The sequence below is a fragment of the Actinoplanes sp. NPDC024001 genome (assembly GCF_040638955.1).
In the GTDB taxonomy this organism is placed as follows: Bacteria; Actinomycetota; Actinomycetes; order Mycobacteriales; family Micromonosporaceae; genus Actinoplanes.
This window is the reverse complement of sequence record NZ_JBEZZB010000067.1, coordinates 1-15,073: the sequence shown is the minus strand read 5'-3', so window position 1 is coordinate 15,073 and position 15,073 is coordinate 1. Positions and strand designations below refer to the sequence as shown.

Annotated in this window: 11 protein-coding genes and 1 pseudogene; 6 read left to right on the top strand and 6 right to left on the bottom strand. The window is 71.5% G+C overall.

Annotated features, from left to right (window positions below; all coding sequences use genetic code 11):
* Positions 1–6: 6 nt before the first annotated feature.
* Both AB0F81_RS25265 and rsmA read right to left on the bottom strand, forming a co-directional pair.
* Complete coding sequence (locus tag AB0F81_RS25265) at positions 7–954, bottom strand: 4-(cytidine 5'-diphospho)-2-C-methyl-D-erythritol kinase (protein ID WP_360201031.1); 948 nt, start codon at positions 952–954, stop codon at positions 7–9.
* A gap of 125 nt (positions 955–1,079) precedes the next feature.
* Positions 1,080–1,901: pseudogene (gene rsmA, locus AB0F81_RS25260) on the bottom strand (16S rRNA (adenine(1518)-N(6)/adenine(1519)-N(6))-dimethyltransferase RsmA); the annotation flags it as partial.
* A 72-nt stretch (positions 1,902–1,973) separates the two neighbouring features.
* Here rsmA and AB0F81_RS25255 point away from each other — a divergent pair.
* Complete coding sequence (locus tag AB0F81_RS25255) at positions 1,974–2,396, top strand: hypothetical protein (protein ID WP_360201030.1); 423 nt, start codon at positions 1,974–1,976, stop codon at positions 2,394–2,396.
* A 4-nt stretch (positions 2,397–2,400) separates the two neighbouring features.
* Here the strand turns inward: AB0F81_RS25255 and AB0F81_RS25250 are convergent, their stop codons facing one another.
* Positions 2,401–3,285, bottom strand: a complete 885-nt coding sequence (locus AB0F81_RS25250; RefSeq protein ID WP_360201029.1) for a TatD family hydrolase — start codon at positions 3,283–3,285, stop codon at positions 2,401–2,403.
* A gap of 79 nt (positions 3,286–3,364) precedes the next feature.
* On the opposite strand from AB0F81_RS25250, the gene AB0F81_RS25245 reads away from it, so the two are divergent.
* Complete coding sequence (locus AB0F81_RS25245) at positions 3,365–4,399, top strand: hypothetical protein (protein ID WP_360201028.1); 1,035 nt, start codon at positions 3,365–3,367, stop codon at positions 4,397–4,399.
* A 47-nt stretch (positions 4,400–4,446) separates the two neighbouring features.
* On the opposite strand, the gene AB0F81_RS25240 is transcribed toward AB0F81_RS25245, so the two are convergent.
* Positions 4,447–5,964, bottom strand: a complete 1,518-nt coding sequence (locus AB0F81_RS25240) for a hypothetical protein (RefSeq protein ID WP_360201026.1) — start codon at positions 5,962–5,964, stop codon at positions 4,447–4,449.
* Positions 5,965–6,196: 232 nt separating this feature from the next.
* On the bottom strand, positions 6,197–7,999 hold the full coding sequence (gene metG / locus AB0F81_RS25235) for a methionine--tRNA ligase (protein WP_360201024.1): 1,803 nt from the start codon (positions 7,997–7,999) through the stop codon (positions 6,197–6,199).
* A gap of 132 nt (positions 8,000–8,131) precedes the next feature.
* On the opposite strand from metG, the gene AB0F81_RS25230 reads away from it, so the two are divergent.
* The gene (locus tag AB0F81_RS25230; protein WP_360201022.1) at positions 8,132–9,091 is read left to right on the top strand and encodes a hypothetical protein; all 960 of its coding nucleotides are present in this window, start codon (positions 8,132–8,134) and stop codon (positions 9,089–9,091) included.
* A gap of 7 nt (positions 9,092–9,098) precedes the next feature.
* On the opposite strand, the gene rsmI is transcribed toward AB0F81_RS25230, so the two are convergent.
* Positions 9,099–9,956: a 16S rRNA (cytidine(1402)-2'-O)-methyltransferase gene (gene rsmI / locus AB0F81_RS25225; protein WP_360201020.1), complete on the bottom strand. Its 858-nt coding sequence runs from the start codon at positions 9,954–9,956 to the stop codon at positions 9,099–9,101.
* Positions 9,957–10,103: 147 nt separating this feature from the next.
* On the opposite strand from rsmI, the gene AB0F81_RS25220 reads away from it, so the two are divergent.
* The 3 genes from AB0F81_RS25220 to AB0F81_RS25210 form a co-directional block, all read left to right on the top strand.
* Positions 10,104–11,612 carry a glycosyltransferase family 39 protein gene (locus AB0F81_RS25220; RefSeq protein ID WP_360201080.1) on the top strand — a complete coding sequence of 503 codons (1,509 nt, stop codon included), beginning with the start codon at positions 10,104–10,106 and terminating at the stop codon, positions 11,610–11,612.
* 436 nt (positions 11,613–12,048) lie between these two features.
* Complete coding sequence (locus AB0F81_RS25215; RefSeq protein WP_360201018.1) at positions 12,049–12,813, top strand: hypothetical protein; 765 nt, start codon at positions 12,049–12,051, stop codon at positions 12,811–12,813.
* On the top strand, positions 12,810–15,073 hold a 2,264-nt coding region (locus AB0F81_RS25210), incomplete at its 3' end, for a bifunctional polysaccharide deacetylase/glycosyltransferase family 2 protein (RefSeq protein ID WP_360201017.1). The genes AB0F81_RS25215 and AB0F81_RS25210, both read left to right, overlap by 4 nt.

Sequence of the window (15,073 nt, the reverse complement as noted above, 5' to 3'; positions counted from 1 at the left end):
ATGCGTCTAGATTACCCGCGCGCCCGGCTGCGGCCCGCGTGCGGTGACCGTCGCCCGGCACACCCCGGCCGCGGTCAGCCCCGCCGCGACCCGCTGCGCGTGCCCCGCGTCGGTGGCGAGGAAGACGCAGGTCGGGCCGGAACCGGAGACGATGCCGGTGATCGCGCCCGCCTCGTGACCGGCTTTCAGCACGTCGGCGAGGTGCGGGCGCAGCGAGAGCGCGGCCGGCTGCAGGTCGTTGCCGAGCGCGGCGCCGAGCACCTCGGGGTCCCGCTGGCGCAGCGCGGCCATCAGCTGGTCGGGATCGCCCAGCGGGGGCGGCGGCCAGGAACTCTCCCGCAGCACGTCGAGCTCGCGGTAGACCGCCGGGGTGGACAGGCCGCCGTCGGCGATCGCGACCACCCAGTGCCAGGTGGTGGGGCGGGCCAGGATCGGGCTGACCGCCTCGCCGTGGCCGGTGCCGAGCGCGGTGCCGCCGTGCAGCAGGAACGGCACGTCGGAGCCGAGCTGCGCGCCGACCTCGGCCAGCTCGTCGCGGGACATGCCGAGGCCCCAGAGCATGTCGCAGGCGATCAGGGTGGCGGCGGCGTCGGCGCTGCCGCCGGCCAGCCCGCCGGCCAGCGGGATCGACTTGCGCAGGTGCAACCGGGCGTGGGCCGGGACCCGGCCCCGGGCGGCCAGCGCGCGGGCGGCCCGGATGATCAGGTTGCTCTCGTCGAGGGCCAGCTCGCCGGTGCCCTCGCCCTCCATCGTGAGCGTGAGGGTGTCACCGCGGCGGGCGGTGAGCTCGTCGAAGAGGCTGATCGCGTGATAGACCGTGTTCAGCTCGTGATAGCCGTCCGGCCGCAGCGGGCCGACCCCGAGGTGCAGGTTGATTTTCGCCGGCACGCGGACCTTGACCGGACCGTGGTGCGGGCGCGGCTCGTCATCGTCCGGTCCCCAGGCCTCTGTCACTGAGCGGTGTCCCGGATCGGAGCGTCACCCACGGGTTCCCCGGTCATGAGTCTCTCCTTGGGTTTCGCCTCGGACGGGGGCTCTGCGTCGGACGGGGTGAGCTTACCGCCGTACCCCGACAGTTTGGCCGCTGCCGCGATCGCGGCGAACTCGCTCACCGTGAGCGACTCGCCACGCTGTTGCGGGCTGATGCCCGCGGCGCGCAGCAGCCGCTCGGCCCGGTCCGGGCCGCCGGCCCAGCCGGCGAGCGCGGCGCGCAGGGTCTTGCGGCGCTGCGCGAACGCCGCGTCGATCACCGCGAAGACGTCGCGGCGCTCGGCGCCCGCCGGCGGGTCGTGCCGGGTGAAGGCGACCAGGCCGGAATCCACGTTGGGCACCGGCCAGAACACCGCGGGCGGGACCTTGCCGGCCGGTTTGGCCTCGGCATACCAGGCCAGCTTCACCGACGGTACGCCGTAGACCTTGGAGCCGGGGCCGGCGGTGAGCCGGTCGGCGACCTCCTTCTGCACCATGACCAGCCCGCCGCGCAGCGTGGGCAGCTCGGCCAGCAGGTGCAGGACCACCGGCACCGCGACGTTGTAGGGCAGGTTCGCCACCAGCATGGTGGGCGCCGGGTCGAAGCGGTCGCCGGTCACCCTGAGCGCGTCGGCCGGGTGCACGGTGAGGTGCGCGACGGCGACGGTCTCCGGCAGCGCGGCGGCCAGGGTCGGGTCGATCTCCACCGCGTGCACGTGCCGCACCGCGCCGACCAGGCCGAGCGTGAGCGAGCCCAGGCCGGGGCCGACCTCCAGCGCGACGTCGTCGGGGCGCAGGCCGGCCGCGGCGACGATCCGGCGGATGGTGTTCGGGTCGTGCAGGAAGTTCTGGCCGAGCTTCTTGGTCGGCGCCACACCGAGACGTGCGGCGAGTTCCCGGATCTCAGCCGGGCCTAGGAGCGAGTCAGCCATGCCCAGAGCCTAGGTCCGGGGCAGCGAGGGCTGGACACCGCCGGGTAGTAATGGGTTCATGTGGTGCGGCCGATGACGGAGCTGCTGGTGCTGCGGGGTGTGGTCGAGGCGGCGCCCGACCGGGTGGCGGCGGTGCTGCTGGACGTGTGGCCCGGCGGGCGGTCGCCGCTGGCCGTCGCCGGGCCGGTCGAGCACGCCGACGGGGACGAGTTCGTGGCGATCCGGGACGGCAGCCGGATCACGGTGACCGTCGACCGGGCCGCGCGGTCGGTCTCCCAGCAGGGCGAGTGGTGGTACCGCGGGGTGACCACGGTCGAGCCCGACCCGCGCGGCTCCCGGGTGGTCCACCGGATCTACAACATCGCGCCGGGGCACCGCTGGGCGGTGCGGATGGTGTCGCGCGGCCCGCTGCACGCGGCACCGACCGCCTTCGCGACCCAGCTGGAGCAGCTCAGCCGCGAGCTGGGCGTGGCCGCCTGGGTCGAGCTCGACTGAACGGTCACCAGCCGCCGAAGATCCGGTCGCCGTTGGCGGAGATCGCGGCGCAGAGCTCGTCCAGGTCGGCGTTCTGGGTCTCGGCGAGGGTGCGCACGGTGAGCGGGATCAGGTACGAGGCGTTCGGCCGGCCCCGGTAGGGCGTGGGCGTCAGGTAGGGCGCGTCGGTCTCGACCAGCATCTGCGCGGGCGGGGTGAGCGCCGCGGCCTCGCGCAGCTTCCCGGCGCTGGCGAAGGTGACCGTCCCGGCGAAACTCAGGTAGTAGCCGCGGCGCACACACTCGGCGGCGAACTCGGCGTCACCGGAGAAGCAGTGCAGGACCACAGTGTCCGGAGCGCCCTCCGAGTCGAGCACCCGCAGCACGTCGTCGTGGGCGTCGCGGTCGTGGATGATCAGCGCCTTGCCGTACCGCTTGGCGATGGCGATGTGCGCCCGGAAGCTCTCCTCCTGGGCGGCGCGGCCCTCGTCGCCGGTGCGGAAGGTGTCCAGTCCGGTCTCGCCGATGCCGCGGACCCGCGGCCGGGCGGCGAGCGCCTCGATCTCGCGCAAGGCACCGTCGAGATCGGAGAGGCGGGGCGCGTCGTTCGGGTGCAGTGCCACGGTGGCCAGCACCGCGTGGTGCCGGTCGGCCAGGTCGGCGCCCCAGCGGGACGAGTCGACGTCCACCCCCACCTGGACGAGCCGGTCCACACCGCTCTTGGCCGCGGCGGTGATCAGCGCCTCCACCGGGTCGCCGGTCCCCTCGCCCGGCACGCCCGCCTCCTGGACGGTCAGATCGAGGTGGGTGTGGCTGTCGAAGACCGGCACGGCGAGCGGCTCCGGGGCGGGCGGGAACTCACCGGCCCGGCGGGACTGCTTGGCGCGACGCGATTCCGATGGTGATGGCATGTGAGACATTGTGCACGTCGCATTTTTCGGTAACCGGCCGTTCATCCCGCATCCACCGGGGTCACTTAAGTTGCGCCGCGTGACTGTGACCGGTGAGGACAGTGACCTCGGCGCCGACCCGCTGGACCCGCCCCTGATGGCTCCGCTGCGCCGCGACCTCAGCTGGCAGCAGGTGCAGCTGATGAGTCAGTCCGCGGCGTACCGCGACGATGCCGGGCTGCGCCGGATCCGGGCCACCGCGACCATCCGCCGGGGTACCCGGATGACCAAGGTGCTCTCCCCGGCACAGGTCGCCGGGCATCTCGGCGGCTGGCAGCCGTACGGCTTCTGCTACCGGTCCTGCGACATCGCCCACCTGCGCGAGCCGGAACAGCTGACCCTGCTGCGCACCGACGGCGCCGCCGACGACCGGGTCGCGTTCGCGCTGCGCTGGCGGGCCACCGACGCGACCGACTTCGAGGTCCCGGCCGAGCCGGCCCAGCCCGGCCTGGCCGCCCTGCCGGGGCACGCCCGGATCGGCGCGATGGTGCTCGGCACCGGCTTCACGCCGAGCACCGACGACCTGATCCCGGAGTACGTGACCAGCGGTTTCGCTGACCTGCCGCTGCCCGCCAACGCCCAGCTGCTGGCGCATGTGCCGGGCGGGGACGAGGTGGTGCTCTACACGTACCAGCCGGAGCAGCACGGGTGGCTGCGGCTGGCCGGACCGCGCTGGCGCGGGCTGCTCGGCGAGATCCCCGGCGTCAGCCCGGACCGGGAGTACGTGCCGTGCACCGCGGCCGGCTCGGCGCGGCTGGTCGGCCGGATCGACGACAAGGAGTACGAGGCGGTCGCCGACCCGCCCGGCGAGTTCCGGGTGCGGGCTCTGACCCGTGCCGCGCGCTATCCGGTGCAGACGCTGAGCCGCCGGGCCGAGCAGGCCCTCTGGCGCGGGGTCCCCTGCTGGGTGCTGCAGCGCGACGAGACCTGGGCCCGCCTGCGGCTGCTGCGCCCGGACGGCGACGCGATCAACCGGATCGGGGCCCGCTGTTACGAGCGGGGCGTCTACGAGTCGTGGGCGCCGGTCGACGAGCTGACCGACCATCACCTGGCCGACCTCGCGTACCTGATCTGAGGACACGGAAAAGGGGCCGGCGGGAGCCGGCCCCTTTTTTCGTCAGGTCAGCGCGTGAGCTTCGCCTGGCGGGACTTCTGGGCGAGGTTGTTCGACCAGTCCCAGGTCCACGCGGCGGTCAGGACGTAACCCTTGGTCAGGCCCTTGGGGAGCTTGAGCGACCACTTGCCCTTGGTCACCTTGACCCGGACGCCCACCTCGAGGCAGTACTCCCAGAACTGGTCCTCGTTGGTGTAGCGCTTCCACTTCTTCTGCGGGGTCAGGCAGTACGTCTTGCCGGACTTGGTCATCCGGGCCACGGTGACGTAGACGTAGGGCACGCCGGACTGCTTGTCGGTCACGGTGCCCCGGACGGTCTTCCAGGAGCTGACCCGGTTGGAGTTGCTCGGCTTGGTGATCGTGAGCTTCGGCTTGGTGGAGTCCTTCAGCACGTTGATCTTGCCGGCGTACTGGAAGGTGGCCGCGCCGTGAGCGTTCGCGGGGGCGACCCGGATCGTCCGGGTGCCGCTGAGCTTGCGGCCGGTGTTGTTCCCCTCGTTGTCGTACAGGTACAGGATGTAGCCCCGGACGGAGCCCTTCTTGGCCCGGTGGAAGCTGCGGGAGCCGTCGGCCCAGTCGATCACGAAGCCGGTGGCGCCGGCGGGCAGCTTCTTCACGTTCACGTGGAACGGGACGCCCTGGTAGACCTTCGTGGTGCTCAGCGAGTAGCTGCCGGCCGGGGCCGCGCTGATCGTGACCGACTGCACCGGCGTGGTGTACGGGTTGCCGGACCGGTCGGTCAGCGTCATCGAGATGTTGTACTTGTTGGTCCGGTTGAACGTCTTGTAGGCGACCGTCGCTCCGGCCTTCAACGTCGTGGAGGTGCCGTCACCCCAGTTGACCCGGCGGGTGATCTGGCTGTCCGCCGTGACGTTGTCGCCGTAGTCGGTGCCGAGCTGGCTGAGGACGACGCCCTGGCCGTGCCAGAGGTACCTGGCGTTCAGCCGGAACGTCCCGGTCGGCGCGATCTTGTCCGCCGGCGTGGTCGGGCCCGTGGAAGGGTTGCCACCCCCGGTGTTGCCGCCGCCGGTCTCACCACCGCCGGTGTTGCCGCCACCGGTCTCACCGCCGCCAGTGTTGCCGCCGCCGGTCTCACCGCCACCGGTCTCACCACCGCCGGGGGTCTCGCCACCGCCGGTCTCACCGCCACCGGTCTCGCCGCCGCCAGGGGTCTCGCCGCCACCAGTCTCGCCGCCGCCGGGGGTCTCGCCACCACCGGTCTCACCGCCGCCGGGGGTCTCGCCACCACCGGTCTCGCCACCGCCACCGGTCTCGCCACCGCCGGGGGTCTCGCCACCGCCGGTTTCGCCACCGCCAGGGGTCTCGCCTCCGGTCTCACCCTCACCGGCGCCGCCTTCCTCGCCCTCACCGCCGGTGCCGGGCTCGGTGGGCGGGTCGGTGCGGAGGTTGGCGATCGCGGACTGAGGGGTGCCGGCGGAAGCCGGTGACGTGTAGACCGCGCCTCCTACGACCAGCGCGCCACTGACGAGCGCCGCCAGAACGGGGCGCGAGAGACGTGGTTTCAACGGAACTCCTTCGAGGGGTCGTCCCACCGAAGGAGCGGCGCACCATTCAGGTCGAAACGTGTCCGTACCGATGAAACGCCCACGTCCCCCCGTGGTGGACGTGACGGTACTGGATCTACGTGACTTTGATCAATCCCTGAACGGACAGGTTCCGCGTGCGATGGGCCACCGCTACGGCGATGCCCGCCGGACCCTCTCGGGCCGGCGGGCATCTGTCGTCAGGAATCGCAGGTCAGGCGCCCTCGCCCAACCGGGCCAGCTCCTCCTCGACCACCGACGGGTCGAGCTTGCGGAACACCGGTTTCGGGGCGCTCAGCGGCGTGCCCGCCACCAGCGGCACCGACTGCCAGCGCGCGCCCACCGTGTAGTCGCCGGTCAGGATCGGATAGCCCGGGCCGCCGTCGAGGTCCTCTGCCTCCACGATCTGCGGCATCGGCGCGTGCACCCCCTCACCGCCGAGCAGCTCGAACACCTTCTGCGCGGAGTGCGGCAGGAACGGGGTGAGCAGCGTGTTGGCGTCGCTGACCACCTGGAGCGCCACGTGCAGGACGGTGCCCTGCCGCGGCTTCTCCTCCTCCGACTTGAGCTTCCACGGCGCCTGCTCGGACAGGTATTTGTTGGCCTCGGCGACGACCCGCATCGCCTCGCCGATGGCCGCCTTCTGCCGGTGCTTGGCGATCAGCTCACCGACCGTGTCGAAGCCCGCCTTCGCCACCGCGAGCAGCGCCTCGTCCTCCGCGGTCAGCTCACCGGCGGCCGGGATCTGCCCGAAGTTCTTCGCGGCCATCGAGATCGACCGGTTCACCAGGTTGCCCCAGCCGGCCACCAGCTCGTCGTTGTTGCGCCGGACGAACTCGGCCCAGGTGAAGTCGGTGTCGTTCGACTCCGGGCCGGCCGCGGCGATGAAGTAGCGCAGGGCGTCGGCGTCATAGCGCTCCAGGAAGTCGCGCACGTAGATGACCACGCGGCGCGACGAGGAGAACTTCTTGCCCTCCATCGTCAGGTACTCACTGGAGACCACCTCGGTGGGCAGGTTGAGCTTGCCCAGCTCGCCGGCCTCGCCGCCCTTGTCGCCCGCACCTGAGTAACCCAGCAGCAGCGCCGGCCAGATCACCGAGTGGAAGACGATGTTGTCCTTGCCCATGAAGTAGTAGCCGAGCGCGTCCTTGCCCTGCGCGTCGGCCGACCACCACTGGCGCCACGCGTCCGGGTCCCCGGTGCGCCGGGCCCACTCGATGGACGCCGACAGGTAACCGATGACCGCGTCGAACCAGACGTAGATGCGCTTGTCGGCCCGGTCGCGCCAGCCGTCGAGCGGAATCGGCACGCCCCACTCGAGGTCGCGGGTGATCGCCCGAGGCTGCAGGTCGTCCAGCAGGTTGCGGGAGAACTTCAGGACGTTGGGCCGCCAGTTCTCCCGGTGGTCGAGCCAGCTGCCGATCGCCTCGGCGAAGGCCGGCAGGTCCAGGAAGAAGTGCTCGGTCTCGACGAACTGCGGGGTCTCGCCGTTGATCCGGGAGCGCGGGTTGATCAGCTGCTCCGGGTCGAGCTGGTTGCCGCAGTTGTCGCACTGGTCGCCGCGGGCGCTGTCGTAACCGCAGATCGGGCAGGTGCCCTCGATGTAGCGGTCGGGCAGGGTGCGGCCGGTGGACGGCGAGATGGCGCCGAGGGTGGTGCGGGCCACGATGTAGCCGTTCCTGTGCAGGCCCTCGAACAGCTCCTGGACCACCGCGTAGTGATTGCGCGTGGTGGTGCGGGTGAACAGGTCGTAGGAGAGCCCGAGCCCGTGCAGGTCCTCGACGATCACCCGGTTGTAGCGGTCGGCGAGCTCACGCGGGGTCACGCCGTCGGCGTCCGCCTGCACCTGGATCGGCGTGCCGTGCTCGTCGGTGCCGGAGACCATGAGCACGTCGTGGCCGGCCATCCGCATGAACCGGCTGAAGACGTCGGACGGCACCCCGAACCCGGAAACATGACCGATGTGGCGCGGGCCGTTGGCATAGGGCCAGGCGACCGCGGCGAGAACGTGACTCATGGTGCTCAAGCGTAGTGACCGCCGCTGGTGCCCTGCGAACGGATTGGCGCTCCCCACGCCGGAATGCCGTTTTGTCCCGACACGCCCGATCAGTGACGTGCTCGGCGGGGACCGGCGGCGTTCAATGACCAGGTGACCGGAGACACGCCACAGCCTGCGGAAAGTCGCGACCAGGGTAACCCGTGGACCCTCGCCGAACCGGACCCGCGCTGGTGGCGCAGCGAGGAGGAGCAGCCACCGGTCGAGGCCGGGGCGGGTGACAGCGCGTCGGCCAGGGCGGCCGGCGGTGCGGACGCGACCGCGCACTTCACCGAAGCGGCACCGGCCGGTGGATCCCGGCTCGCCACCGCGGGCGAGCTGATGATCATCGAGCCGGGCGAGGGCGGGGCTTCTCCCGTACCGGAAAAGGACGATGACGAGCGCAACCGGCCCACCGTGGCGCTCGCACCGCATCGCCCGCCGGCGGCGGCGCCGGGATCCGAGGCGCGCCTGGAACGGATGGAGAACCATCCGTTCTGGCTGAGCGAGGAGGAACGCGCCACCCGGGCGGCGGCCGATCTGGCCGCCCGCCGGGCCAGCCGGCGCCGCCGGCCACCGGCCCGCAATCCGGCGAGCGCGCTGCTCGCGCTGGTCACGCTGAGCCTGATGGCGGCGTTCTTCGGCTGGGTCAGCGCCGAGCCGTTCTGGCTCGCGGTCGGTCACGGCGAAGAGGGGTACGCAACGACGACCCGGTGCCACGGCAGCGGACTGACCCAGCGGTGCACCGGCCGGTTCGCCACCCGCGACGAGCAGTTCACCGTGGCCCGGGTGACCCTGCTCGGCATCTCCGGCGACGGCCGCCACGCCGGCGCGGTGACCCCCGCCCGGATGGTCAGCCCGGGCAGCGATCAGGCCTACGCCGCGCCCGCCGGCGTGCTCCTGCACCTGCGCTGGGCGCTCGGCTTCCTGCTGGTGCTGGTCTGCGGTTACGGCATCGCGGAGGCGACCGGCGCGCGGCGGCTCGAGTCCCGCCGCGCCCGGCGCCGGGCCGTGCTCGGCAGCGTCGCCGGGCCGCTCCTGCTGCTGGCCGGCTTCCTGATCGCGGCCTACTGAGCGCTGTCTATTGAGTGCTGTGCACCAGCGTGTAGACCTCGCGTTTCTTCAGGCCGTACTCGTCGGCGACGGCCTGGATCGCGTCCCGGCGTGAGATGCCGGCGGCCTCGTGCCGGGCCACCGCCGCCCGCAACTCGGCGTCGTCCGGCCGCTCCGCCGGCCCGGCCGGCGCGCCGCCGACCACCAGCGTGATCTCCCCGCGCGGCTCGCCGGCGCCGGCCCAGGCGGCCAGCTCGGCCAGCCCGCCGCGGCGGACCTCCTCGTACGTCTTGGTGAGCTCCCGGCAGACCGCGGCCGGGCGGTCCGCACCGAAGATCGCCGCCAGGTCCTCCAGAGCGCCGACGATCCGGTGCGGCGCCTCGAAGAAGACCAGCGTGCGCGGCTCACCGGCCAGCTCCCGCAGCCGTCCGCGGCGGCCCGAGCCGGAACGCGGCAGGAACCCCTCGAAGACGAACCGGTCACTGGGCAGGCCGGAGAGGGCGAGCGCGGTCGTCACCGCGCTCGGTCCCGGCGCCGCGGTCACCGGGAAACCGGCGTCCAGCGCGGCCCGGACCAACCGGTAGCCGGGGTCGGAGACGCTGGGCATGCCGCCGTCGGTCACCACGGCGACCACCGCGCCGGACTCCAGGGCCTCCACCAACTCCGGCGTACGCCGCTCGTCGTTGCCCTCGAAGTAGGAGACGATCCGGCCACGCACGGTGATGCCCAGGTCACGGGCCAGCCGGTTGAGCCGCCTGGTGTCCTCCGCGGCGATCACGTCCGCCGAGGCCAGGACCTCGCGCAGCCGGGCCGAGGCGTCGCCGATGTTGCCCAGCGGAGCGCCCGCCAGCACGACCCGGCCGGCGGTCTGTTCGTCTCGAAGCATCGGAAAAGTCCATCACATGTCAGGACGCGGCGATGGCGGGCATCACTTCACAGGCGTAGGTCCTACGATCGCGGGGTGACGACGGCGACAGCTGAGACTGATCTCACCACCGCGGACTCCCCCGCCGAGGCGGAGTCGTCCCCCGGCCTGCGCGGTGTCCCCTCCATCGTGCGGCGTCGCCTCTCGACGCTGGACCGGCGCTTCGATCCCTACTCCTGGCTGGTCACCGCGATCATCGTGACGATCGCGGCGATCCTGCGCTTCGCCGGTATCAGCAAGCCGAAGGGCCACATCTTCGACGAGGTGTACTACCCGACGGATGCCTGGGACATGCTCCAGCACGGCGTCGAGTGGGACGAGAAGACCAACGGGCCCGCGTACGTGGTGCACCCACCCCTGGGCAAATGGCTGATCGCCGGTGGCGAGCAGTTGTTCGGCAACAACGAGCTGGGCTGGCGCTTCGCTTCCGCGGTCGCCGGCACGCTGATGATCCTCATCCTGATCCGGGTGGCCTACCGGCTGTTCCACTCGATCGTGCTGGCCGGCACCGCGGGTCTGCTGATGACGCTCGACGGCTTCCAGTTCGTGCTGTCGCGCACCTCGCTGCTGGACATCTTCATCGGCCTGTTCATCCTGATGACCTTCGCGGCGATGGTGCTCGACCGCGACCACTACCGGCGCAGCTGGACCCGCGCGCTCGAGCGCGGCTACGACCCGGCGACGACCCCGCACATCCCCCGGATCGTGCCCTGGTGGCTGCTGGTCGCCGGGATGACCTTCGGCATGGCCTGCGGGGTGAAGTGGAGCGCGCTCTTCTTCGCGCCGTTCTTCGCCGCCCTGGTGATCGTGTGGCGGGTACAGGCCCGGCGTTCGGCCGGCGTCCGCGGCCCGATCCTGGCCGGGATCCTCGGCGACCTGGGCTGGCTGATCCTCAGCTTCGCCCTCACCGTGCTGCTCTACCTGGCCAGCTGGACCGGCTGGTTCGTCACCGACACCGGCTACTTCCGCCACTACCGGGCGGACAACGGGTGGAGCGAGCCGCCGGTCATCGGCGCGCTGCTCAACCTGATCCACTACCACTCCGAGGCGTACAACTTCCACAGCGGCCTGACCGAGAAGCACGTCTACCAGTCCTGGCCGTGGCAGTGGCTGCTGCTGGGCCGGCCGGTCGCGTTCTACTGGAGCGGCAACGGCAACTGCGGGGCGCCGAGCTGCGCCGCCGAGATCCTGCTGCTCGGCACGCCGATCCTGTGGTGGTCGTTCCTGCCGGCGCTGGCCGCGCTGGTCTGGTTCGGCATCGCCCGGCGGGACTGGCGGGCCTACGCGATCTTCACGGGCGCGGCGGCCGGCCTGCTGCCCTGGTTCTGGTTCGCGGTCGCCGACGGCCGGACGATGTTCTCCTTCTACGCCCTGCCCGCGCTGCCGTTCCTGATCCTGGCGGTGGTCTACGTCCTCGGGGCGATCATGACGCCACCGGGCGGCATGGCGGCCGGCGCCAACCGGACGGACCGGCAGCTGGTGGGAACGGTCGTGGCGGCGACCTTCGTGGTGCTGGTCGCGCTCTGCTTCGCCTACTTCTACCCGGTCTTCGTGGGCACGCTGATGCCTTACGACGACTGGTCGGTGCGAATGTGGCTCGGCAGCCGCTGGATCTGAGATCCGCGGGGCAGACAGGCGCGCGCCCCGATCGCCTGCCACGGGGGAAGCGGGCGATAGGGGCGCGCAACAAGGAGCTTATCGAGGTCGGATGACTGGCACAACGGGTGCGGTCACGAATTGCCGTGTCGCTACGAGCATCCCAGCGATTCGGACATTAGCCTCTTAATTCTCTTATAGGTTTAATCGATTCGCGAAGAATGCTCGATTATCGAGTCCGGAATGCGACAGCAAATAGATGCGCGAATCGGCGTAACGTCATTCGACTGCGGGCCGCACCGCAGCTCAGCAACGGGTGCCGCAAATCCGATAGACCCGTCACCAGCGGGTCAAACGCCCAGCCTCATCATTTCGTCCTATTTCTGAGTATCAGTCGGTCGTCCCCCTTGTGAGTGATACGTGCCAAGATCGCAATAAATGTTCTTAAGCTCGCCGAGTGACTTCGCAGGAACCAGGAAACCCGCCTACCGCCGAGAACCACGCGCCCGACACGGAAGTCATCGCCGTGTCGACGCCCGCACCCGTGTTCGTCGACTCCACGGGGCGACGCAGCCGGCTGCTTCGGCGCATCGCGTTAGCCTTCGGTGTCCTCGTCGTCGCCTACGGCGGCCTGGTCAGCGTCAGCCTGGCCGGCGGACCGGTGAGCTCCAGCGCCGTGTTCCCGCTGCCCGGCCTGGAGACCGACGACCGGGACGACGAAGAGCCGGAGCCGCGGCCCAAACCCAGCCCCACCCCGAAACCGACCGCCGAGAGCACGCCTCAGCAGCGCTACATCCCGGAGTCGGTGCAACGCCGCACCGAGAGCACGCAGCAGCGCCGTGTCTCCCCATCGCCGTCCCGGTCACGGCCGAGCAAACCGGCCAAGTCGCCGAGCGTCCGGCCGTCCGCCGCCACGACCCCGAAGCCCACCACCAGCAGGACGCTGGAATCGACCCGCAAGCCGCCGGTGTCGCCGAGCACGTCCGTCAGCACGTCCAAGTCACCGGCGCCGGAACCGCCCGGCCCGGTGCCGCCGGTGCCGCCGGTCCCGCCGGCCGGTGACTCCGGGGGCAGCGGTGGCGGCGGTCAGGCCGAGGAACCGGCCAAGCCCGTCTCGACGCCCCGGCCGACCGTCGCGCCGACGCCCGCGCCCCCGCCTCCGCTGCCGCCCGCCGACGACGAGCCGGCGCAGGACGCCACGCCGACCCGGGCGGCCCCGTGAGCGACGTCCCCACCCGCCGGGCCCGGGCCCGGAGCCGGCGGCGCATCGTGCCCCGTCCCCGCGTTCTGCTCGGCACCCTGCTGATCGGGCTCTTCGTGGCCGTCCTGGTCGTGCAGGCCTACATCAACGCCGAGTTCAAGGGCGACCACGTGCAGAGCGAGGTCGGCGATCAGTCCGGGGTGCCGCAGTCGATCCGCGAGGGCGGTCCGGTCATCAACACCACCGGCAGCCAGGAGAGCACCAGCCGGCTTCCCGAGCGCACCATCGCACTCACCTTCGACGACGGCCCGGATCCCGAGTGGACGCCGAAGATCCTCCAGGTGCTCCGCGACAACGACGCCCACGGCACGTTCTTCGTGGTCGGCTCCCAGGTGGCCCGCCACCCCGAGCTCGCCAAGCGGGTCGTGGCCGACGGCAACGAGCTCGGGCTGCACACCTTCACCCACCCCAACATGCAGCGGCTCGCGCCCTGGCGGCGTGAGCTGGAACTCTCGCAGAACCAGGTGGCGATCGCCCGGGCCACCGGGGTCCGCACCAACCTGGCCCGGTTCCCGTACTCCTCCAAGAACGCCGCGATCGACGAGGTGAACTGGAAGATCGTCAAGGAGGCCGGCGACCTCGGTTACCTCGTCGTGGTCAACGACCGCGACAGCGGGGACTGGCAGCGGCCCGGCGTCGAGAAGATCATCCGCAACGCGACCCCGGACGGGAACAACTCGGCGGTCGTCCTGTTCCACGACGCCGGTGGCGACCGCTCGCAGACCGTCGCGGCGCTCGCCGAGTTCATCCCGCGGATGAAGGCCCGCGGCTACCGCTTCACCACCGTCACCGAGGGCCTCAACCTGGGCATCTCGGCACAGGCCGCGGCCGCCGCCAAGGGCCGGGCGGAGAGCACCGGCACCGTCGCCCAGCTGCCGGTCAACCCGGAGGCGCCGAACCGCGACGAGTTCCGCGGCATGGCTCTGATCTGGACGGTACGACTGGCCGACGGCATGGTCACCGCGGTCGCCACACTCTTCGTGGTGGTCGGGGCGCTCACCATCGGCCGTACGCTGCTGCTGCTCCTGCTGGCGAGCCGGCACGCCCGGCAGCGGCGCAAGCGAAGCTGGCGGTGGGGTCCGCCGGTGACCGAACCGGTCTCGGTGATCGTGCCCGCCTACAACGAGAAGGAGGGCATCGAGGCCGCCGTCCGCTCGCTCGCCTGCGGCGACTACCCGGAGATCGAGGTGGTGGTGGTCGACGACGGCTCCACCGACGGCACCGCCGAACTGGTCGAACGGATGCACCTGCCGAACGTGCGGGTGGTGCGGGTGCCCAACGGCGGCAAGCCGAACGCCCTCAACACCGGGGTGGCCCTGGCCCGGCACGACCTGATCGTCACGGTCGACGGCGACACCATCTTCGAGACGGACTCGATCCGCCGGCTGGTGCAGCCGTTCGCCGACCCGTCGGTCGGTGCGGTCGCCGGCAACGTCAAGGTCGGCAACCGCGGCACCATGGTCGCGCTCTGGCAGCACATCGAGTACGTCATCGGTTTCAACCTGGACCGCCGCCTCTACGAGGTGCTGAACTGCATGCCGACCGTGCCGGGCGCGATCGGCGCGTTCCGGCGCGAGGCGCTGGCCCAGGTCGGCGGGGTGAGCGACGAGACGCTGGCCGAGGACACCGACGTCACGATGGCGCTGTGCCGGGCCGGCTGGCGGGTCGTCTACGAGGAGCACGCCAAGGCGTGGACCGAGGCGCCGACGACGCTGGAGCAGCTCTACCGGCAGCGGTACCGCTGGAGCTACGGCACCATGCAGGCGATGTGGAAGCACCGCCGGGCGATCTTCGAGTCCGGCCCGTCCGGCCGCTTCGGCCGGGTGGGGCTGCCGTTCCTCGCCCTGTTCGGGGTGGCCCTGCCGATGCTCGCGCCGGTCGTCGACATCATGCTCGTCTACGGCCTGGTCTTCTGGGAGCTGTCCGAGACCGTCACGGCCTGGTTCGGCATGCTCGCGCTGCAGATGTTCACCGCGGCGGTGGCGTTCCGCTTCGACCGCGAGTCGATGCGGCCGCTGCTGCGGCTGCCGCTGCAGCAGTTCGCCTACCGGCAGCTGATGTACCTGGTGCTGATCCAGTCGGCCACCACGGCCCTGACCGGGGGCCGGCTGCGCTGGCACAAGCTCAACCGGGCCGGTCTCGCGCCGCGCTCACCGAGCCCGGCGCCGGCTCCGCCGCCCGGCGCGGGTGTCGCACCGGCCGTCGACAGCTGGCCGCCGGC

Excerpts from the sequence above, each read along its gene's own strand:
- AB0F81_RS25255 (WP_360201030.1), top strand. The coding sequence starts at position 1,974 with ATGACGGAGCTGCTGGTGCTGCGGGGTGTGGTCGAGGCGGCGCCCGAC.
- AB0F81_RS25250 (WP_360201029.1), bottom strand. The coding sequence starts at position 3,285 with ATGCCATCACCATCGGAATCGCGTCGCGCCAAGCAGTCCCGCCGGGCC.
- metG (WP_360201024.1), bottom strand. The coding sequence starts at position 7,999 with ATGAGTCACGTTCTCGCCGCGGTCGCCTGGCCCTATGCCAACGGCCCG.
- rsmI (WP_360201020.1), bottom strand. The coding sequence starts at position 9,956 with ATGCTTCGAGACGAACAGACCGCCGGCCGGGTCGTGCTGGCGGGCGCT.